12 protein-coding genes, 3 tRNA genes and 4 rRNA genes (1 of these 19 only partly in view) are annotated in these 22,317 nt (G+C 46.9%); 18 read left to right on the top strand and 1 reads right to left on the bottom strand.

Going from position 1 to position 22,317, the window contains the following annotated elements; translation table 11 throughout:
- Positions 1–6: 6 nt before the first annotated feature.
- The 8 genes from murD to lpxC all read left to right on the top strand — a co-directional run bounded on the left by murD (position 7) and on the right by lpxC (position 9,560).
- Positions 7–1,341, top strand: coding sequence for a UDP-N-acetylmuramoyl-L-alanine--D-glutamate ligase (murD, locus tag FLM48_RS20285; RefSeq protein WP_179025922.1), 1,335 nt, complete (start codon positions 7–9; stop codon positions 1,339–1,341).
- Positions 1,334–2,548 (top strand): cell division protein FtsW, encoded by a 1,215-nt coding sequence (gene ftsW, locus FLM48_RS20280; RefSeq protein WP_028771852.1) that lies wholly within the window; start codon positions 1,334–1,336, stop codon positions 2,546–2,548. Before murD ends, ftsW begins: the two co-directional genes overlap by 8 nt.
- Positions 2,548–3,636 (top strand): undecaprenyldiphospho-muramoylpentapeptide beta-N-acetylglucosaminyltransferase, encoded by a 1,089-nt coding sequence (gene murG / locus FLM48_RS20275; RefSeq protein ID WP_179025921.1) that lies wholly within the window; start codon positions 2,548–2,550, stop codon positions 3,634–3,636. The genes ftsW and murG overlap by 1 nt, the downstream gene beginning before the upstream one ends.
- Before the next feature lies 1 nt (position 3,637).
- Positions 3,638–5,077: a UDP-N-acetylmuramate--L-alanine ligase gene (gene murC, locus FLM48_RS20270; protein ID WP_179025920.1), complete on the top strand. Its 1,440-nt coding sequence runs from the start codon at positions 3,638–3,640 to the stop codon at positions 5,075–5,077.
- 152 nt (positions 5,078–5,229) lie between these two features.
- Positions 5,230–5,994: a cell division protein FtsQ/DivIB gene (locus FLM48_RS20265; protein ID WP_179025919.1), complete on the top strand. Its 765-nt coding sequence runs from the start codon at positions 5,230–5,232 to the stop codon at positions 5,992–5,994.
- A gap of 3 nt (positions 5,995–5,997) precedes the next feature.
- Positions 5,998–7,233, top strand: a complete 1,236-nt coding sequence (ftsA, locus tag FLM48_RS20260; protein WP_179025918.1) for a cell division protein FtsA — start codon at positions 5,998–6,000, stop codon at positions 7,231–7,233.
- 29 nt (positions 7,234–7,262) lie between these two features.
- Entirely contained in the window at positions 7,263–8,459 is a 1,197-nt protein-coding gene (gene ftsZ / locus FLM48_RS20255) for a cell division protein FtsZ (protein ID WP_028771856.1), read from the top strand.
- A 180-nt stretch (positions 8,460–8,639) separates the two neighbouring features.
- On the top strand, positions 8,640–9,560 hold the full coding sequence (gene lpxC, locus FLM48_RS20250; RefSeq protein ID WP_028771857.1) for a UDP-3-O-acyl-N-acetylglucosamine deacetylase: 921 nt from the start codon (positions 8,640–8,642) through the stop codon (positions 9,558–9,560).
- Between the two features lies 1 nt (position 9,561).
- Here the strand turns inward: lpxC and FLM48_RS20245 are convergent, their stop codons facing one another.
- Positions 9,562–10,020 (bottom strand): DUF721 domain-containing protein, encoded by a 459-nt coding sequence (locus FLM48_RS20245; RefSeq protein ID WP_028771858.1) that lies wholly within the window; start codon positions 10,018–10,020, stop codon positions 9,562–9,564.
- Between the two features lie 27 nt (positions 10,021–10,047).
- Between FLM48_RS20245 and FLM48_RS20240 the strand changes: the two genes are divergently transcribed.
- The 10 genes from FLM48_RS20240 to FLM48_RS20195 all read left to right on the top strand — a co-directional run.
- Complete coding sequence (locus FLM48_RS20240) at positions 10,048–10,947, top strand: M23 family metallopeptidase (RefSeq protein WP_179025917.1); 900 nt, start codon at positions 10,048–10,050, stop codon at positions 10,945–10,947.
- Between the two features lie 60 nt (positions 10,948–11,007).
- Positions 11,008–13,731 carry a preprotein translocase subunit SecA gene (secA, locus tag FLM48_RS20235; RefSeq protein WP_179025916.1) on the top strand — a complete coding sequence of 908 codons (2,724 nt, stop codon included), beginning with the start codon at positions 11,008–11,010 and terminating at the stop codon, positions 13,729–13,731.
- Positions 13,732–14,403: 672 nt separating this feature from the next.
- A 16S ribosomal RNA gene (locus tag FLM48_RS20230) occupies positions 14,404–15,948 on the top strand.
- Between the two features lie 204 nt (positions 15,949–16,152).
- Positions 16,153–16,229, top strand: a tRNA-Ile gene (locus FLM48_RS20225).
- A 133-nt stretch (positions 16,230–16,362) separates the two neighbouring features.
- Positions 16,363–16,438, top strand: a tRNA-Ala gene (locus FLM48_RS20220).
- Positions 16,439–16,750: 312 nt separating this feature from the next.
- Positions 16,751–19,643, top strand: a 23S ribosomal RNA gene (locus FLM48_RS20215).
- A gap of 118 nt (positions 19,644–19,761) precedes the next feature.
- Positions 19,762–19,877 (top strand): 5S ribosomal RNA (rrf, locus tag FLM48_RS20210).
- Positions 19,878–19,947: 70 nt separating this feature from the next.
- A tRNA-Thr gene (locus FLM48_RS20205) sits at positions 19,948–20,023 on the top strand.
- A gap of 9 nt (positions 20,024–20,032) precedes the next feature.
- Positions 20,033–20,148: ribosomal RNA gene (rrf, locus tag FLM48_RS20200) — 5S ribosomal RNA — on the top strand.
- The 16S, 23S and 5S rRNA genes sit together here with 3 tRNA genes alongside, the layout of an rRNA operon.
- A 1,355-nt stretch (positions 20,149–21,503) precedes the next feature.
- A protein-coding gene (locus FLM48_RS20195) for a LysR family transcriptional regulator (RefSeq protein ID WP_179025915.1) crosses the window boundary here: on the top strand, positions 21,504–22,317 show its 5' portion. The gene runs 131 nt beyond the window's last position; only the first 814 of its 945 coding nucleotides appear in the window; the start codon lies at positions 21,504–21,506; its stop codon lies off the right edge, out of view.

The raw sequence follows: 22,317 nt of genomic DNA, 5'->3' as shown, positions 1-22,317 counted from the left end.
CTGTTCATGGAAACACGGCATTCGCACATTGTATTAGGACTTGGAGCAACCGGGCTCTCAGTCGTGCGTTATTTGTCGGCCAAAGGGATCACGCCCTTGGTCATGGACAGCCGTGCCCAGCCACCAGGCGTTGATGAGCTAGCGGCACAATACCCCACTGTAAAGCTCATTACTGGTGGCTTTGATTGTCGCTATTTAGTACAAGCTCAGCAGATTATTGTCAGCCCAGGCATTGCGGTTGATACGCCGGAAATTCAAGCCGCAATCGATATGGAGATTGATGTCATTGGAGATGTCGAGCTTTTTGCTCGTGCGCTCAGTGAGGGCCCGGCCAAAGTGATTGGTATTACGGGGTCTAATGGTAAATCGACAGTCACTACCTTAGTGGCTGAAATGGCTGCTGCTCAAGGCATCAATTATGCCATGGGCGGCAACATCGGCGTGCCCGTGTTGGACTTGTTAACTTCAAATGCGGATTTATATATTGTTGAGCTGTCGAGTTTTCAATTGGAGACAACCCATAGCCTAAATTGCATCGCCGCCACTTGTCTCAATATTAGCGAAGATCATATGGATCGCTATGCCGATTTGGCTGCTTATCGTCAAGCTAAGTTGTCTTTGTATGAGCAAAGTAAGTTGGCCATTTTTAATCGTGATGATGAGCTAACACTACCTAATGAGCCAATGAACCAAACCAGTTTTGGTCTGCAGTCGCCCAGCGGTGATGATTGGGGAATAAGTGAAGCAGCATTGATGCATGGTCAGCAACGCATTATTGCGATTGACGAGTTGAGCTTAGTGGGTCGGCATAACCATGCCAATCTACTTGCTGCGATGGCGCTGGCATTTGCCGCGGGTATCGATAAAGAGGCGATGGTCAGTGTTGCGAAACAGTTTAAAGGCTTAAGCCATCGATGTGAGTTGGTCGCTGTTGTGGATGGCGTGTCATTTGTCAATGACTCTAAAGCCACCAATGTTGGCGCCACGGTGGCAGCAATAGAGGGGTTAGCGGCCCATCAAGGAGAGATTATCTTGATTGCCGGTGGTGAGGGTAAAGGCGCTGATTTTTCACCGCTAGCAAGGCCGTTACAACGGGTGGCACATCTAATCACCCTAGGTAAGGATGGACCGGCAATTGCGGCGTTGACGCCTGAGAGTATTGCCGTCGACACAATGGCCCAAGCTGTGGACCAAGCGGCGCAATTGGCCAAGCCGGGTGACTTAGTGCTGTTGTCGCCAGCATGTGCCAGCTTAGACATGTACAGCAACTTCATGGCCAGAGGGGATGATTTTAGACAATCTGTGGCCGAGTTAGCAGCAGGCACGTTGGCGCATGAGTAGCGAGCAAAAACAGCTGAGTCTGTTTACCAGCGGCTTTAATTGGTCTTGGTTAAATATTTTCAGTGACAATGAAGCGCCAGGCATTCAGTTATATGACCGCGCGTTATTGTTTGCGGTAATGGGGCTTATCTGCTTCGGGTTTGTGATGGTGATGTCAGCCTCTATGCCAGAGGCCCAGAGTTTAACAGGCAATCCATACCATTTTGTCTGGCGACATGTGGCTTATTTAATTGGCTGTGTGTTGATTGCGGCCGTGATGCTGCGGATTGAAATGCACCGGTGGCAGCAGTTTAGTCCTATTTTACTGCTGATTGTCGGCATTATGCTGGTGTTAGTGTTATTGGTCGGCACGTCGGTGAATGGCTCAACGCGCTGGTTGAGCGTAGGACCAATAAGAATACAAGTTGCTGAGCTGGCAAAGTTTGCCTTTGCGATATATATGGCGGGCTATCTGGTTCGACGCCATCAAGAGATCAGGGAAAATGCTAAAGGTTTTTATAAACCGATTGCCGTCTTTGCGGTCTATGCCTTTCTCATCTTGATGCAACCGGATTTGGGTACGGTCGTGGTGCTGTTTGTTGGCACTGTTGGCTTATTGTTTTTGGCCGGTGCCAGACTGTTAGATTTTTTCGCGTTGATACTGACAGGTATTGGTGCATTTGTGGCGTTAGTTATGACCGCCGAATATCGTATGGCCCGGGTTACATCCTTCTTGGACCCTTGGCGCGATCCATTCGGTACTGGCTATCAGCTGACCCAGTCGCTCATGGCCTATGGCCGAGGTGATTGGTTTGGACAAGGTTTAGGTAACAGCATCCAGAAATTGGAGTATTTACCTGAGGCGCACACCGATTTTATTTTTGCGGTCATTGGTGAAGAGTTAGGTTTTGTAGGCATTGTTGCGGTATTAGCTGTGCTGATGTTTATCGTATTACGCGCGATTAAGCTGGGTAATTCGTGTTTGAACTTAGATAAGCCGTTCGAAGGGTATTTAGCTTATGGCATTGGTATTTGGATCTGTTTTCAAACCGTGGTGAATGTGGGTGCCAGCATAGGTGTGCTGCCGACCAAAGGGTTAACCTTGCCATTTATTAGTTATGGCGGCAGTAGTTTGTGGGTGATGACTGCAGCGGCAATGTTGTTGATACGAATCGATTATGAGCGCCGATTAAGTGTGACTCAAGCAGTACAAAGGAAAAAGAGTTAATGACAACGAGTAAGCGGATTTTAGTCATGGCAGGCGGTACGGGAGGACATGTGTTCCCGGCGTTAGCGGTGGCTAAATACCTAAGCCAGCAAGGTTGGCAGGTGCGATGGTTAGGCACTGCTGAACGCATGGAAGCTCGTTTGGTACCCCAACATGGATTTGATATCGACTTTATCGACATCAAAGGGGTGAGAGGCAATGGGGTGATCCGCAAATTGGCAGCCCCGTTTAAGATTTTGCGCTCAATAGCGCAGGCGCGAGAAGTGATACAAGAGTTTAAACCTGATGTCGTACTAGGCATGGGCGGTTTTGCCAGTGGTCCGGGTGGCGTGGCAGCAAGATTGAGCGGCATTCCATTGGTACTGCATGAGCAAAATGCCATACCAGGGATGACTAACAAAATCTTGTCAAAAATCGCAAGCCGGGTACTTTGCGCGTTTGAAAATACCTTTGATCAGGTCGAGGCTAAAGTCGTAGGCAACCCTATCAGGCAAGAGCTTATCAGCTTAGGTCAGAAGACACGCCACACGGACGAAGATGATGCGCTTAAAGTATTAGTCGTTGGCGGCAGTCTTGGGGCAAAAGTGTTTAATGATCTGATGCCGGCAGTACTGGCTGAAGTGAGTAAGAGTAATTCGATGACCGTTTGGCATCAGGTGGGTAAGGGTAATCTTGCAGATGTTGAGGCTGAGTATCAGCAATTAGGGCAAAACGGCAGCGTCAAAGTGGCTGAGTTTATCGATGACATGCAAGCTGCTTATCAGTGGGCGGACGTGGTGTTATGCCGAGCGGGCGCTTTGACCGTATCTGAGTTAGCGGCGGTAGGTTTGCCAAGTTTGCTGGTGCCTTATCCACATGCTGTGGATGATCATCAAACCCAAAATGCACAAGTGCTCGTTGAAGCCGGTGGGGCATTTTTGCTACCGCAGCCTGTTGTCGATAGAGACAAGCTAGTGAACAAATTACAGATTTTGGCATCGGATCGCCAAGCTATGTTATCGATGGGCGAGCGCGCAAAGAGTGTAGCTATCGTCGACGCAACCCAGCAAGTTGCGGATGTATGCATCGAATTAAGTGAGAAGAGTTAACATGAGTCAACACGCTGAAAAGTATGCTCAGCTACGTACAATTATCCCGGAAATGCGCCGGGTAAAACATATCTACTTCATTGGTATCGGTGGGGCGGGTATGGGCGGTATTGCCGAAGTATTAGTCAATGAAGGTTATCAGCTAAGTGGGTCAGATATTGCCGAAAATGCGGTGACTCAGCGCTTAGCAAGTATTGGGGTTACGGTTCATATCGGTCACAAGGCCGAGCAAGTTGACGGTGTTGATGTGGTCGTGGTTTCTACGGCTATTGATGCCGATAACCCGGAAATTGTGGCCGCCAAAGAAGCGAGAATCCCAATTGTACGCCGGGCAGAGATGCTGGCTGAATTGATGCGTTATCGTCATGGGGTTGCCGTTGCAGGCACTCACGGGAAGACAACAACGACGAGTTTGATTGCGAGCGTGTATGGCCAAGCTGAACGTGATCCGACGTTTGTGATTGGTGGGTTGTTAAATAGTGCCGGTACCAATGCCCGTTTAGGCCGTAGCCGTTATTTGATTGCCGAAGCCGATGAGAGTGATGCCAGCTTTTTGCACCTTCAACCTATGGTGAGTGTTATCACCAATATTGAAGCTGACCATATGGACACTTACGAAGGGGATTTCGAGAAATTGAAATCAACTTTCGTCGATTTTCTGCATAACTTGCCATTTTATGGTGTGGCAGTGGCGTGTATTGATGATCCTGTGGTGCGCGAATTATTGCCACATATCGGCCGTAAAATTGTCACTTATGGTTTCAGTGACGATGCAGATGTGCAAGCGTTGAATTTTGTTCAGCAAGGATATGCAAGTCGATTTACCGTGCGCCGAGAGAATATGCAAGATTTGCATCTCGAGGTGAACTTGCCGGGTCAACATAATGTGTTGAATGCGCTGGCAGCGATTGCAGTCGCTACCGAAGATGACATTCAAGATGATGCCATTGTAAAAGCGCTGGCTGAGTTTCAAGGGATTGGTCGCCGATTTGAGCAGCTAGGTACTTACCAAACTTCGCAAGGCGAGGTCATGCTGGTTGATGACTATGGCCACCACCCGAGTGAAGTGGCGGCGACCATTAAGGCGGCTAAAGCGGGCTGGCCCGATAATCGCTTGGTTATGATCTATCAGCCGCATCGCTATAGCCGGACGCGCGATCTATATGAAGATTTTGTCGAAGTGCTGAGCCAAGTTGATTGTTTGTTGTTATTGGATGTGTATGCGGCTGGTGAAGCGCCGGTTCCTGGTGCCGATAGCCGAGCATTATGTCGCTCTATCAGGCAAAGAGGTCAGCTAGAACCCATTTTTGTCTCTGATGCTGAGCAGCTCGATTCAGTTCTGGCGGATGTTTTACAAGACGGTGACCTGCTTATCACTCAGGGCGCCGGCAATATTGGTACTATCAGTAAGCGATTAGCACAGACAAAATTGGGATTTTAATCGCCAAATAGGTTGTTTTTTAAACCATTGGCAAGCAGGTGATTGGCTAGGTTTTGACCCTTAGACAATGCTCGCTATAATGAGCGATTTTCTGATGATTGAATCAGAATTTAGTGGTTGAAAAATATACTAAAAAGGTAAGGCAAATTAACGTGTCTTGGAGTGACGTTGGAGATAGATGGCGCAGTAAGCTGACACAGGTTGATTGGTATCTGTGCTTTGGGCTTATTTTTCTATTTCTGGTGTTGATGGGGTTGGCCATGAGTGCATGGAAACTCAACATCTTACTGAACGATGCGGATGCCTTACCCATTGAAGCTGTAGCGATACAAGGTGAGCGACAGTTTACAAGCGATACCGAGATTCAGACGGCATTGCAGGATTTAATGCAGCGTAGTTTTTTTTCCGCTGACGTAAATCAGGTTCAAGATGCGCTAGAGGCGCTACCTTGGGTATACCAAGCCTCAGTAAGACGAGAGTGGCCTGCCAAGTTAAAGATTTACTTGGTAGAACAACAAGCGGCAGCGCACTGGAATGGTGATGCTTGGTTAAATGTTCACGGGCAGGTGTTTGATGCCCCGGCTAAAGATGGTGTGGGTGTACTACCTGATTTAGCTGGACCTGAAGATCAGTCGCAAGCGGTGCTGACCGCTTATGATCAGGTGAGCGAGCTGTTGTCCATCAATGGTTTTACCATGGTGAGTTTGGGTTTGAGCCCTAGGCATGCTTGGCAGGCAACGCTGGACTCGGGTGTCACACTAGAGTTAGGCCGAGAAGATAAAATGGCGAGGATACAGCGATTTATTAACGTGTATCCGACGCTAGCGCAGCAAAATAAACCGATAGCGAGAGTGGATCTTCGTTATGACACTGGCTTGGCCGTAGGCTGGGATGAAGCACAAAAAGAGAGCCGTTAATTAATGACCAAGAATCAAGATAGAAATCTGATCGTTGGATTAGACATTGGAACATCTAAAGTGGCTGTGATCATTGGCGAAGTGCTGCCAGATGGAGAGATCAGCATAGTCGGCCTAGGTAACCATCCTTCACGAGGTATGGACAAAGGCGGCGTTAACGATCTTGATTCAATTGTTCGTAGTGTGCAGCGCGCACTGGACCAGGCTGAATTGATGGCTGATTGCCAAGTGTCGTCGGTGTATTTGGGGATTTCAGGTAAACACATCGAATGCCAAAACGAAAACGGCATGGTGTCAATTAACGATGAAGAAGTGACCCAAGAGGATGTCGATAATGTCATTCATACTGCGCGGTCGGTAAAGATACCCACAGAGCGCCGTATTTTGCATGTATTACCGCAAGAATATGCGATTGATGTGCAAGATGGTATTAAGAGCCCTATCGGCATGTCAGGCATGCGGATGGAGGCGAAGGTGCATATCGTTACTTGTGCTAATGATATGGCCAAGAACATCACTAAAAGTGTAGAACGCTGCGGGTTGAAAGTGGATGACCTAGTATTTTCCGCTATCGCATCTGCAGATTCGGTGTTAACCGATGATGAAAAAGATTTAGGTGTTTGCTTAGTGGATATGGGTGGTGGAACTACTGATATCACTATCTACACCAATGGTGCATTACGTCATTGTGCGGTTGTTCCTGTAGCCGGTAATCAGGTTACCAGTGACATCGCAAAAATATTCCGTACACCGTTATCCCATGCGGAACAGATTAAAGTGCAATATGCCAGCGCGCGAAGCGCCATGGTGAGTCGCGAAGATAGCATCGAAGTGCCATCTGTTGGTGGTAGACCATCGCGTACGATGTCGAGACATACTCTCGCCGAAGTCGTCGAGCCTCGATATCAAGAGTTGTTCGAGTTGGTATTAAAAGAGCTGCAAGAGTGTGGCTTAGAAGATCAAGTTGCCGCAGGTATCGTATTAACCGGCGGTACGGCATCGATTGAAGGTGCCGTGGATATTGCTGAAGCTACATTTGGCATGCCGGTACGAGTGGCTGAGCCACTGCCAGTAAAAGGTTTATATGAATATGTTCAGCAGCCCATTTACTCCACAGGGGTTGGGTTGCTGCATTATGGCGCTCGCCGGGTTATCGAACGACAGTTCGAACGACCTGAGCGCCAAGGGGTTACCAGTCTTTGGAATCGGGTTCAAAGCTGGTTTAAAGGTGAGTTTTAAAATAACGCAGGCAAAACGGAGAAATTACCATGTTTGAGATCATGGACAGTCATACTGACGAGGCGGTGATTAAAGTCATCGGCGTCGGTGGTGGTGGTGGCAATGCTGTAGAGCATATGGTCAAACACAATATTGAAGGTGTTGAGTTCGTTGCAACCAACACTGATGCGCAAGCTTTGCGCAAATCAGCTGCAGGCACAACAATTCAGCTAGGTCGAGATGTGACTAAAGGGCTTGGCGCAGGCGCTAACCCTGAAATTGGACGTTTGGCTGCTGAAGAAGATAAAGAGAATATCCGTAGCGCAATTAAAGGCTCAGATATGATCTTTATTGCTGCAGGTATGGGCGGCGGTACTGGTACCGGTGCGGCGCCAGTTGTAGCAGAAATCGCGCGTGAAGAAGGCATTTTAACGGTTGCTGTAGTAACTAAGCCGTTTCCTTTTGAAGGCAAAAAGCGTATGACATTTGCTGACCAAGGCATTGAGCTGTTGGCTAAGCATGTTGATTCGCTAATTACTATTCCTAACGAAAAGCTACTCAAAGTATTGGGCCGCGGTACGTCGTTACTGGATGCCTTCGCAGCGGCAAACAATGTATTGCTAGGTGCGGTTCAAGGTATTGCTGAACTGATTACTCGTCCAGGTTTGATTAACGTCGATTTCGCCGATGTGAAAACGGTTATGTCTGAAATGGGTAATGCCATGATGGGAACCGGAGTGGCAAGTGGTGAAGATCGTGCTGAAGAAGCCGCAGAAGCAGCAGTAGCCAGTCCATTACTTGAAGATATTGATCTTGCTGGTGCTCGTGGCGTATTGGTCAACATTACCGCTGGCATGGACATGAGTATTGAAGAGTTCGAGACAGTGGGTAATCACGTTAAAGCTTATGCATCTGATAACGCAACAGTGGTTGTGGGTGCGGTGATTGATCCTGAAATGTCTGATGAGCTGCGTGTGACTGTCGTTGCAACCGGTATCGGTGCGGAGAAGAAGCCTGACATTCAGTTAGTGTCTAAGCCTGTTGCTCGTCCAGAGCCAACAGTGACACCTGAAGTGCGTGTTGAGCCAGTAACTGAAGAAGTTATTCCACAGCCGTTAGCTAATGGCAATGTGGTACCAGTGGCGCAGCAGGCTGCTCAAGCAGCAACACCTGCAGCAACACCAGCAGCGAAAAACGAGCTAGATTATTTAGATATTCCAGCATTTTTGCGCAAGCAAGCTGACTAAATGCATCAAAGTGAAGTTAACACAGGGTGTTAACAGCCTGCTGACGATAGACGTCACTGGGTAGCTAAATTTTGGTGAATTTGCAAAGATATGGTAGCATATCCGACCAGCCACGCCTTTATGCGCCTATATTAGGCCGTAAAGTATGCGCTTTTTTGTATAGATATAACGGGTAACTTAATGATTTTTCAAAGAACTGTTAAAGAAATGGTAAAAACCACCGGTGTTGGATTACACTCCGGCGATAAGGTGACTTTGAGTATCAAACCCGCGCCAGTTAATACAGGGATCGTACTTGTGCGCACTGACTTAACGCCTGCTGTCGAAATCGAAGCTAAGGCAGATTTAGTCCGTGAAACCACAATGTGTACGGCGTTGGTTAACGATGAAGGCGTGCGTATCTCTACGATTGAGCACTTATTTGCCGCGCTTGCCGGATTAGGCATAGATAATGCCATTATCGAAGTCGATGCTGCAGAAATCCCAATTATGGATGGTAGTGCCAGCCCATGGGTTTTCTTATTGCAGTCAGTGGGTATCCAAGACCAAACAGCGGCTAAAAAGTACCTAAAGATTAAGCAAACAATCCGTGTTGAAGATGGTGATAAATGGGCAGAATTAAGACCTTTCCAAGGTTTTAAAGTTGATTTTGCTATTGAGTTTAATCACCCAGAAATTGCCAGAAGCCAACAGCATATGGTGATGGATTTTTCAACTTCGGCGTTTGTTCGTGATATTAGTCGCGCCCGAACTTTTGGTTTTATGCGTGATATTGAATATTTAAGAGCGAATAACCTCGCACTAGGTGGCAGCATGGAAAATGCTGTTGTACTTGATGAATACCGCGTCCTCAACCCCGATGGCCTGCGTTATGAGGATGAGTTTGTTAAGCACAAAATACTAGATGCATTTGGTGATTTGTATGTTGCTGGTCATGCTATCGTTGGCGAATTTGCTGCGTTTAAGACTGGCCATGCATTGAATAACCAATTGGTTCGCGCTTTACTTGCTAACCAAGAAGCTTGGGAGTTAGTCAGCTTTGAGAAAGAAGACGAAGTACCAGTCAGCTTCTCAGTGCCGGCAGGAGCAGTGCTCGCCTAAGTTACTCTTTTGTTTGCCTTGAACGGCTGGCTAATGCAGCCAGCCGTTTTAGTTTTATCGCTAAAGTCCCCTCTGTATGTTCGGCTAACGCCTCAATATGACCGGCGGCAGTCTCTGTAATTTGGTTATGGGCCGGTTTCACATTTGTTTCATACATTTTTAAACCTGGGTTGACTTTAACCTCGATTGCGGTGAGCATGGGTAGCGTTTCGGCTTGTAGTTGTTGCAGCAATTTGGCTTTTTGGAAATTAATCCGGGCGGCCCATGCTGCGGTAGTGGTTTCAATTACTAATACACCCTGACGAAGATTGGCAACTTTAAGTTGCTCTGTCACAGGACCTGTTACTGTTTGCTTTACATAATGGTTTAGCTGCAGTAATAATTCCGCTTTCTCAGCAATTGAGGGCAATTGGCCTTGCTGTTGAAGCAGTTGACTAAGGTCTTTCGGGGGCTTTTTCATAAGATAATAAAATGGCTTAATGAGGCTATGAGTGTAACAGTTTTTATTCAAGGTCGGAATGGTGCCACACGTTGGCAACCGGGAAAGCGCTGGCTACTTTTACCCGCGTTGCTTATTGCCGCAGGTACAGGTTTATATCAATACAATGCTGAGCAGTTTCAACAGCAACAGCAAAGTGTTGATAATCAACGTGTGACCAATGAAGAACAGAAGCATGAGTTAATTGAACTCAAAGATGCGACCGAGTCTCAATTGGCGATGTTGGTGACCCATGTCGCTAAAATGCAGGCTAAGTTAACTCGTCTTGAAGCATTGGGCGAGCAAGTAGCCAAAAATGCAAATTTAGACGATCAATTCGATTTTTCCTCCGAGGTTGGTGTTGGTGGGTTCAGTGAACTGGGCAGCCGCATCGAGCTTGATCAGCTTATTCAAGACATGGATAAGCTCGTTTCTCGTATAGAAAATGGCAATGCGCAACTTTCACTACTTGAAACCGTCACGACTAATCTCCATATAGATAATGAACGCTATATCTCTGGACGACCCATAGAGAAAGGTTGGTTATCATCACACTACGGTTTACGTAATGACCCTTTTAATGGTCAAAGAACGATGCACAAAGGTATCGACTTTGCCGGTAAAGAGGGAACAAATGTTATCGCTACAGCAGGTGGCGTTGTCACCTGGTCTGGAAAAATGTTTGGATACGGCGAGTTAATAGAGATTGACCATGGTAATGGTCTGCGAACTCGTTATGGTCACAATAAATCATTGTCAGTAGCCGTAGGTGATGTTGTAGGAAAAGGTGACACTATTGCTAAAATGGGGAGTACCGGTCGTTCAACTGGGCCTCATGTGCATTATGAAGTGTTACGGGGTGGGCAACAGATTGACCCAAAAAAATATGTCTACCGCAAGGCAGGTTAATTGAAATTAGGCTTTCAGACTCTAGCAGGGACTTGGCCAACAACATAAAAAGTGGTTCAGATGTTTGGTAAAATACTGACAAAAATATTTGGTAGTCGTAATGACCGTACGCTTAAATCCTTAGGCAAAGTGGTTAATAAGATAAATGCACTAGAAGCTGAGTATGAAAAATTATCCGATGATGATTTAAAAGCTAAAACGGTTGAGTTTAGAGAGCGTCTTGAAAAAGGCGAAACTTTAGATTCGATTATGGCTGAAGCTTTTGCCACCGTACGTGAAGCGTCAAAGCGTGTATTTGATATGCGTCACTTTGATGTCCAGATGATAGGCGGCATGGTTCTCGACAGTAATCGCATTGCTGAGATGAGAACCGGTGAAGGTAAAACCTTAACCGCAACACTCCCTGCATACCTTAATGGTTTAACTGGCAAAGGTGTCCACGTTATTACGGTGAACGACTACCTTGCTGGTCGTGATGCTGAAAATAACCGTCCTCTTTTTGAATTCCTTGGATTATCTGTTGGTATTAACGTAGCTGGTTTAGGTCAAGCTGAAAAGAAAGCTGCTTATAACTCAGATATCACCTACGGTACCAACAACGAATTTGGTTTCGATTACCTGCGTGACAATATGGCGTTTTCGCCACAAGAGCGTGTGCAACGTCCATTGCACTATGCTTTGATTGATGAAGTGGATTCAATTTTGATTGATGAAGCGCGTACCCCGTTGATCATCTCTGGTGCTGCTGAAGATAGCTCTGAGCTATACACTAAAATCAATACATTGATCCCTCACTTAGTTCGTCAAGAGAAAGAAGATACCGAAGAAGAGATTGGTGATGGCGATTACTCAATTGATGAGAAAGCCAAACAAGTGCATATGACTGAACGCGGTCAGGAGAAGGTTGAAGTCCTGTTGACTGAACGCGGAATGCTAGCTGAAGGTGACTCGTTGTATTCTGCGGCTAACATTTCATTATTGCATCATGTCAATGCTGCGCTACGAGCGCACACACTATTTGAAAAAGATGTCGACTACATTGTACAAGACAATGAAGTGATTATTGTTGATGAGCACACAGGCCGAACTATGCCGGGTCGTCGCTGGTCTGAAGGTTTGCATCAAGCGGTAGAAGCTAAAGAAGGTGTTCATATTCAAAATGAAAACCAAACTCTAGCATCGATTACATTCCAGAACTTTTTCCGTCAGTACGAAAAACTAGCCGGTATGACCGGTACCGCAGATACTGAAGCATTTGAGTTCCAGCATATCTATGGCTTAGATACGGTAGTGATCCCTACTAACCGTCCAATGGTACGTAAAGATAACGCTGACTTGGTATATCTAACGGCTGAAGAAAAGTACGACGCGATCATCAAAGACATTTTAGGCTGCCGTGAACGTGGTCAGCCAGTATTGGTTGGTACCGTATCTATCGAGCAGTCTGAGTTATTACATAGCTTACTTAAAAAAGCTAAAATCCCTCATGAAGTACTCAATGCTAAGTTCCATGAACGTGAAGCGGATATTGTGGCTCAAGCGGGCCGCAGCGGTGCTGTTACTATTGCAACCAACATGGCTGGTCGTGGTACCGATATCGTATTAGGTGGTAACTGGCAAATGGAGATCACTTCACTTGCTAATCCAACTGATGAACAGAAGGCTAAAATCAAAGCCGATTGGCAGGTTCGTCACGATGAAGTTGTGGCAGCTGGCGGTTTACATATTCTAGGCACCGAGCGTCACGAATCACGTCGTATCGATAATCAGCTCCGTGGTCGTTCTGGCCGTCAAGGTGATGCTGGTTCATCGCGCTTTTATTTATCGATGGAAGATAGCTTAATGCGTATCTTTGCTTCAGACCGAGTTTCGTCAATGATGAAGAAGCTGGGTATGGAGAAAGGTGAAGCGATTGAGCACCCTTGGGTATCACGTGCAATTGAAAATGCGCAGCGCAAAGTAGAAGCACGTAACTTTGATATTCGTAAGCAACTGCTTGAGTTCGATGATGTTGCTAACGATCAGCGCCAAGTGGTATACGCTCAACGTAATGAGCTTATGGATGCTGAAGACATCAAAGATACTATTGAGAACATCCAAGCCGATGTTGTTGATGATCTGATTAGCCAATACATTCCACCACAATCAGTGGAAGAGCTATGGGATGTGCCTGGTTTAGAAAAACGTCTAGAGCAAGAGTATGGTTTGAAAATGCCAGTGCAAGAATGGCTAGACAAAGAAGATGACCTTCACGAAGAAACATTGCGTGAACGTATCGTTGATACATGGGTACAAGCATATAAAGCCAAAGAAGAGATGGTTGGTGAAGGTGTACTGCGCCAGTTTGAAAAGGCTGTTATGTTGCAAACGCTTGATGGTTTGTGGAAGGAGCATCTAGCTGCAATGGATCACCTGCGTCAAGGTATTCACTTACGTGGTTATGCTCAGAAAAATCCTAAGCAAGAATATAAGCGTGAATCTTTTGAGTTGTTCCAACAAATGCTTGAGTCACTAAAGCATGATGTTATTAGTGTGCTATCAAAAGTTCAGGTTCAGGCACAGTCTGATGTAGAAGAGATGGAAGAGCGTCGTCGCCAAGAAGAAGCCAAGATTCGTCGCGACTACCAACATGCACAAGCTGAAGCACTTGTTGGTGCTGAAGAGGCAGAGGCATTAGCCAGTAAGCAACCTCAGGTTCGCGAAGGCGAGAAAGTGGGTCGTAATGATCCTTGCCCTTGTGGTTCAGGTAAAAAGTATAAGCAGTGTCATGGTAAACTGACCTAAGTTTGTCGCACATTGTCAAAAGCCACCTTAATTAAGGTGGCTTTTTTGTTTGCGGTAAGATCTACACAAAGGAGAAATAAGGAAGTGCGGACGAAAATTACTCATGTTTACGCTTGAATGTGGATAACTTTGGGGGTAATTGGTGTGTAAATTGTGGCTATTTACAAGCGTTAAAAAAAGATCGTTTTTTCTTTAAAAAGGGCTTGCGCCAAAGTAATAACTCCCTATAATGCGCATCCACTGACACGGCAAACCTCACTGAGATAAGCCAATAACTTAAACCAAGTTAAGTTTGATTTAAGTTAAGTTAGGTACTGAAAAGTACAGCGTTAAAAAGTTTAAAAAACTACTTGACGCCAACAAGGGAAAGCGTAGAATACGCAGCCCTAGCCACTCGGGCTTGCCGAGATGTGCTAACGCTCTTTAACAATTTATCAAGTAATCTGTGTGGACACTCACAGGTGTTGAGTTATTCGAAATTACCATTCTTTATTCGTAAAGCTGGTAATCAAAAATTTTACTCAATGATTCTTTACTAGAAATAGTGAGTGTTCATAGCAATATGTAATTACAGAAATGTAGTTATTGAATTCACCAACTTCTTTATGAACGAAGTGAATTCAAAACAGTAGAATTCCATTGAGCCGTTCGACGTAGTCGAACAAAAAACTTTAATTGAAGAGTTTGATCATGGCTCAGATTGAACGCTGGCGGCAGGCCTAACACATGCAAGTCGAGCGGTAACAGGAAGAAAGCTTGCTTTTTTTGCTGACGAGCGGCGGACGGGTGAGTAATGCCTAGGGAACTGCCCAGTCGAGGGGGATAACAGTTGGAAACGACTGCTAATACCGCATACGCCCTACGGGGGAAAGGAGGGGCTCTTCGGACCTTTCGCGATTGGATGTACCTAGGTGGGATTAGCTTGTTGGTGAGGTAAGAGCTCACCAAGGCGACGATCCCTAGCTGTTCTGAGAGGATGATCAGCCACACTGGGACTGAGACACGGCCCAGACTCCTACGGGAGGCAGCAGTGGGGAATATTGCACAATGGGCGAAAGCCTGATGCAGCCATGCCGCGTGTGTGAAGAAGGCCTTCGGGTTGTAAAGCACTTTCAGCGAGGAGGAAAGGTTAACGGTTAATACCCGTTAGCTGTGACGTTACTCGCAGAAGAAGCACCGGCTAACTTCGTGCCAGCAGCCGCGGTAATACGAGGGGTGCAAGCGTTAATCGGAATTACTGGGCGTAAAGCGTACGCAGGCGGTTTGTTAAGCGAGATGTGAAAGCCCCGGGCTCAACCTGGGAACTGCATTTCGAACTGGCAAACTAGAGTCTTGTAGAGGGGGGTAGAATTTCAGGTGTAGCGGTGAAATGCGTAGAGATCTGAAGGAATACCGGTGGCGAAGGCGGCCCCCTGGACAAAGACTGACGCTCAGGTACGAAAGCGTGGGGAGCAAACAGGATTAGATACCCTGGTAGTCCACGCCGTAAACGATGTCTACTCGGAATTTGGTGTCTTGAACACTGGGTTCTCAAGCTAACGCATTAAGTAGACCGCCTGGGGAGTACGGCCGCAAGGTTAAAACTCAAATGAATTGACGGGGGCCCGCACAAGCGGTGGAGCATGTGGTTTAATTCGATGCAACGCGAAGAACCTTACCTACTCTTGACATCCAGAGAATTTACCAGAGATGGTTTAGTGCCTTCGGGAACTCTGAGACAGGTGCTGCATGGCTGTCGTCAGCTCGTGTTGTGAAATGTTGGGTTAAGTCCCGCAACGAGCGCAACCCTTATCCTTATTTGCCAGCACGTAATGGTGGGAACTTTAGGGAGACTGCCGGTGATAAACCGGAGGAAGGTGGGGACGACGTCAAGTCATCATGGCCCTTACGAGTAGGGCTACACACGTGCTACAATGGCGAGTACAGAGGGTTGCGAAGCCGCGAGGTGAAGCTAATCCCAGAAAGCTCGTCGTAGTCCGGATTGGAGTCTGCAACTCGACTCCATGAAGTCGGAATCGCTAGTAATCGTGGATCAGAATGCCACGGTGAATACGTTCCCGGGCCTTGTACACACCGCCCGTCACACCATGGGAGTGGGCTGCACCAGAAGTAGATAGCTTAACCTTCGGGAGGGCGTTTACCACGGTGTGGTTCATGACTGGGGTGAAGTCGTAACAAGGTAGCCCTAGGGGAACCTGGGGCTGGATCACCTCCTTACCTATACGACTAACTTAATGTTTGTTGAGTGTTCACACAGATTACTTGATAGAAGAAAGAGCAAAGTATACGTGTCTATTTAGACGACGTTAATTTGCTTCAGCGCTAGGCGTTTGAGGTACGAATGAGGGAGTGTAGTTCACTACATGACTGAATGAGTAGCGAAAAACAACAACGCGATGAAGTAAAGAAACAAGTATAAATGGGTCTGTAGCTCAGCTGGTTAGAGCGCACCCCTGATAAGGGTGAGGTCGGTGGTTCAAGTCCACTCTGACCCACCAAAATCTTTGTGTTACTGCGTTATGTAGTTCGTCGTTTAGCAGGCTAAACGTCCTCACCACATGCCTTGTACCACGTGATTTGGTAATAACTTAGCAATAAGTAACGTATATTTTTGTTTGACTGCATGTAAATGGGGCTATAGCTCAGCTGGGAGAGCGCCTGCCTTGCACGCAGGAGGTCTGCGGTTCGATCCCGCATAGCTCCACCATTTACTTCTTGTTTTACTTGAAGTCATGCACATGGATAGAGATGCCAAAGATAAATGCAGAATTTATCTTTGGCTTTTTTAAGCCCGTTCTTTAACAATTTGGAAAGCTGATAGTAGTTTTAACGAAAGTTAAAATTGCGAAATTATTTATAATTGAGTTCTCAAACACTTTAATCAAGTGCCGAATACACACCGTAAGGTGGGTATTCATGAGTATTCTTTTGGCGAAAGTAAACACCATTAGTTGCAATACAACCACCGAGCTTACCCGCTTGGGCGTTGGTTTCTTTATGAAACTTATTTGGGTTGTATGGTTAAGTGACTAAGCGTATACGGTGGATGCCTTGGCAGTCAGAGGCGATGAAGGACGTAGTAACTTGCGAAAAGCGTTGGCGAGCTAGTAACAAGCATTTGAGCTAACGATGTCCGAATGGGGAAACCCACTCACATAAGTGAGTATCATAACGTGAATACATAGCGTTATGAGGCAAACCCGGGGAACTGAAACATCTAAGTACCCGGAGGAAAAGAAATCAACCGAGATTCCCCTAGTAGCGGCGAGCGAACGGGGATTAGCCCTTAAGCGTAGAGGGTGTTAGTGGAATGTGTTGGAAAGCACAGCGGCACAGGGTGATAGCCCCGTACATGAAAACTAACTTTACGTGAAATCGAGTAGGACGGGACACGTGACATCTTGTCTGAACATGGGGGGACCATCCTCCAAGGCTAAATACTCCTGACTGACCGATAGTGAACCAGTACCGTGAGGGAAAGGCGAAAAGAACCCCTGTGAGGGGAGTGAAATAGAACCTGAAACCGTATACGTACAAGCAGTGGGAGCGGTCCTTGAGACCGTGACTGCGTACCTTTTGTATAATGGGTCAGCGACTTACATTTTGTAGCGAGGTTAAGCGAATAGCGGAGCCGTAGGGAAACCGAGTGTTAACTGCGCGTTTAGTTGCAAGGTGTAGACCCGAAACCCGGTGATCTAGCCATGGGCAGGTTGAAGGTTGAGTAACATCAACTGGAGGACCGAACACACGTATGTTGAAAAATGCGGTGATGACTTGTGGCTGGGGGTGAAAGGCCAATCAAACCGGGAGATATCTGGTTCTCCTCGAAAGCTATTTAGGTAGCGCCTCGAGCGAATACCATTGGGGGTAGAGCACTGTTAAGGCTAGGGGGTCATCCCGACTTACCAACCCTTTGCAAACTCCGAATACCAATGAGTACTACTCGGGAGACACACGGCGGGTGCTAACGTCCGTCGTGGAAAGGGAAACAACCCAGACCATCAGCTAAGGTCCCAAAGTTATTGCTAAGTGGGAAACGATGTGGGAAGGCTTAGACAGCTAGGATGTTGGCTTAGAAGCAGCCATCATTTAAAGAAAGCGTAATAGCTCACTAGTCGAGTCGGCCTGCGCGGAAGATTTAACGGGGCTAAGCAATACACCGAAGCTATGGGTTCAATACTTTGTATTGAGCGGTAGAGGAGCGTTCTGTAAGCGGTTGAAGGTGAAGGGGTAACCCACACTGGACGTATCAGAAGTGCGAATGCTGACATGAGTAACGATAAAGGGAGTGAAAAACTCCCTCGCCGAAAGACCAAGGGTTCCTGTCCAACGTTAATCGGGGCAGGGTGAGTCGACCCCTAAGGCGAGGCCGAAAGGCGTAGTCGATGGGAAACGGGTTAATATTCCCGTACTTCTGCTAACTGCGATGGAGAGACGGAGAAGGCTAGGCTAGCGCGGCGTTGGTTGTCCGCGTTTAAGGCTGTAGGTGGTGCACTTAGGCAAATCCGGGTGCGCATACACTGAGAGTTGATGACGAGGTCCTAAGGGACTGAAGTAGTTGATGCCATGCTTCCAGGAAAATCTTCTAAGCTTCAGGTTAGTAGGAATCGTACCCCAAACCGACACAGGTGGTCGGGTAGAGAATACCAAGGCGCTTGAGAGAACTCGGCTGAAGGAACTAGGCAAAATGGTACCGTAACTTCGGGAGAAGGTACGCTGCTGTTGGTGATGGGACTTGCTCCCTAAGCTGACGGCAGTCGCAGATACCAGGTGGCTGCAACTGTTTATCAAAAACACAGTACTGTGCAAAATCGCAAGATGACGTATACGGTATGACGCCTGCCCGGTGCCGGAAGGTTAATTGATTGGGTTATCTTCGGAGAAGCTCATGATCGAAGCCCCGGTAAACGGCGGCCGTAACTATAACGGTCCTAAGGTAGCGAAATTCCTTGTCGGGTAAGTTCCGACCTGCACGAATGGCGTAATGATGGCCACGCTGTCTCCAGCCGAGACTCAGTGAAGTTGAAATTGCGGTGAAGATGCCGTATACCCGCGGCTAGACGGAAAGACCCCGTGAACCTTTACTATAGCTTGGCACTGAACATTGACCCTACATGTGTAGGATAGGTGGGAGACTTTGAAGCAGGAACGCCAGTTCTTGTGGAGTCAACCTTGAAATACCACCCTTGTAGTGTTGATGTTCTAACTCTGGCCCCTGAATCGGGGTTGAGGACAGTGCCTGGTGGGTAGTTTGACTGGGGCGGTCTCCTCCCAAAGAGTAACGGAGGAGCACGAAGGTTGGCTAAGTACGGTCGGACATCGTACGGTTAGTGCAATGGCATAAGCCAGCTTAACTGCGAGACATACACGTCGAGCAGGTGCGAAAGCAGGTCATAGTGATCCGGTGGTTCTGAATGGAAGGGCCATCGCTCAACGGATAAAAGGTACTCCGGGGATAACAGGCTGATACCGCCCAAGAGTTCATATCGACGGCGGTGTTTGGCACCTCGATGTCGGCTCATCACATCCTGGGGCTGAAGTCGGTCCCAAGGGTATGGCTGTTCGCCATTTAAAGTGGTACGCGAGCTGGGTTCAGAACGTCGTGAGACAGTTCGGTCCCTATCTGCCGTGGGCGTTGGATGATTGAAGGAAGCTGCTCCTAGTACGAGAGGACCGGAGTGGACGAACCGCTGGTGTTCGGGTTGTTATGCCAATAGCATTGCCCGGTAGCTACGTTCGGAATCGATAACCGCTGAAAGCATCTAAGCGGGAAGCGAGTCCTAAGATGAGTCATCCCTAGGAATTTAATTCCTCTAAAGAGCCGTTCGAGACTAGGACGTTGATAGGCATGGTGTGTAAGCGTTGTGAGGCGTTGAGCTAACATGTACTAATGACTCGTGAGGCTTAACCATACAACCCTAATGGGTTTTACTGGTGGTGAAACTTACAGAAGAATACAGACACTTGATTGAAGTGGACTTAGCCTGAGAAGGGCGTAAATAATTAGCTTTCTAAATTGTACCTAATTTGTCTGGAAACCATAGCATTGTGGTCCCACCTGATCCCATCCCGAACTCAGAAGTGAAACGCAATTGCGCCGATGGTAGTGTGGGGTCTCCCCATGTGAGAGTAGGTCATTTCCAGACGCCTATTTATTCTCGAAAGAGAAAACTAGTCACGCAAAGATACGTAAGACGTAACTAGTAAAGATTTTGTGCTGATATGGCTCAGTCGGTAGAGCGCATCCTTGGTAAGGATGAGGTCCCCAGTTCGATTCTGGGTATCAGCACCACTAAATTTGTCTGGAAACCATAGCATTGTGGTCCCACCTGATCCCATCCCGAACTCAGAAGTGAAACGCAATTGCGCCGATGGTAGTGTGGGGTCTCCCCATGTGAGAGTAGGTCATTTCCAGACGCCTATTTAAGTGAAGAAGCCACCTTATTAAGGTGGCTTTTTTGCGTTTGGAGCATAGTGAAATAGGCTAGCTAATGGTTCGAATGAGCCAGTATTTATATCAGGTGGCTTATCCACTTAAGCACGTGAGTGCAATGCCTACTCCCTACGTCACTCCGCCGCTAAGCGAGGTCTCCAGCTACGAAGGCAAGCTTCTACGCGTTCAAGTCAGGCTGAATACTGCGTATTCAAAGCGCCTAACTTTCACCCCCATGTGTTCGCTGCGCGAACTACGAGAGTAGGTCATTTCCAGGCGCCAAATACACGATAAATCCCCAGCACTTTGTGTTGGGGATTTTTTCGTTTAACGGGCTTTGAAATGACACTCGAACATGGGGAAGTAAAAAGTCCGAACGTAGTGAGGCTCAATACCCATGTGGAGTAGGGCGAAGTGAGTGCGTTTATGAAGCGCAGCTTCATGCACTTATGTAGCGCGGAGAGCTCGCTCGAAGCTGGCCATTTCCAGACGCCACTTTTGTTTTCACTTTTTAAAAAGTGAAGACAAAACAGTAATGAAAAAGCCCTAGCAGAAAACGCTAGGGCTTTTTTCGTATATGCGCTGACCAAAATTGTTCCAGACAATTTAAGGCACTTCCTATATCCATATAGGTCGCGCGAAAAGAACGACTCCCTACGTCACCCCGTCGCTGAGCTTGGCCAGAAACTGCGTCCATGCGTTTCTGGCATTCGGCACTTCCGTGTGCCTCGCCTCCAGCTACGAAGGCAAACTTCTCCGCGTTCACTCTTTAATTAAAGTGTAGGGCATGAATGCTGCGTATTCCGACCGCAACACCTTCACCTCCATGTGCTCGCTGCTTGAATTGAGTAGCTCATTTACAGACGCCACTTTGGTTTTCACTTTTTAGAAAAGTGAAGACAAAACAGTAACGATGAATCTCCTGCACTTTGAGTTGGAAATTTTTAGAATGTGCTTCGAAATAAATTGCTAGTGCAGAGCTGTGGTGATTAGTGCTTGCTAATGGCCGTTATACACTTGTGATAGGTTAGAAAGTACTTCTGTGTGATTTTCTTATACTTGATCCTTATCGTGACTGAGAACATATTGTAGATACCTCTTAAGCCGCACACAGTTATGGCCCGCCTATGCATCTTGGTTAAAAGCCCAGTGGTCAGCGTCTACATTACAAACACTGTACGATGCCAGAATGTATTCTTAAAAAGTTAACTGGAGTGATTGGTTCCTTGAGCAAACCTGCAAGAGGTGAAGCGGGCTCCTCAAATGAGGGAATGTAGTGGTAACTGTAGGCAAAGGCTTTATGATGTAATTTAGTCTACGAGTCTAATAGAAGGTGTTTGTGAAGCAATTGGATTTTAATTTGCTTAGGGTGCTAGAAGTGTTGTTAGAAGAGCAAAGCGTTACTGCCGCTGCATCTCGATTGCATTTGAGCCAGTCAGCGGTAAGTAAGCAACTTAGTAAGTTAAGAGAAACCTTCGATGATCAACTTTTTGAGCGTACTGCTTATGGACTAAAAGCGACACCCAGGGCTTTGCAGTTAGCTCCGGAGCTGCGAGAAGTACTACAGAAGTTAGATAAGTTTACTAGACCAAGTACTTTTGAGCCTGCTGAGAGCCAACGTAGGTTTCGAATGCATGTTGTAGAAACGGCCTACTCTTTAAGCTACCCCCATTTTATGCCTAAGCTTTTAAGGGATGCTCCTTTAGTGAGTGTAAATAGTCAGACTTGGTCTCAAGATAGTATGGACAAATTGCTGCGCTGTGAAATTGATATGGGAATTATCTGCCGAGAATGGGATAAGCGCTCTTTGTTACATATGAACAACCTGCCTGAGCAACTTGGTTTCAAGGAGCTTATTCGTGACCATCCTGTGTGTTTAGTGAGACGTGGCCACAAACTTCTTAGTGAAGATTGGAATCTAGAGACGTTTTTAAAGTATCGCCATTTACAGGTAGCATTCGGTGGATTGGAACATTGGTTATTGGATGATGTGCTTAGGTTGAAGCATCTACAGCGCGACATCGCTGTTAACATGGCCGATTTTAATAGTGCTTTGGAATTGTGTGGAAACAGCGATCTTATCTTATGCGCGCCCAAAAAGTACGTGATGCAGATGATCGCTGATTACGATTTGGTTTGTTTAGATGTACCAG

Origin of the sequence: Shewanella sp. Scap07 (genome assembly GCF_013394145.1) — a bacterium.
In the GTDB taxonomy this organism is placed as follows: domain Bacteria; phylum Pseudomonadota; class Gammaproteobacteria; order Enterobacterales; family Shewanellaceae; genus Shewanella; species Shewanella waksmanii.
Note: the sequence above shows the minus strand (reverse complement) of the source record. Positions and strands in the feature narration are given on the sequence as shown.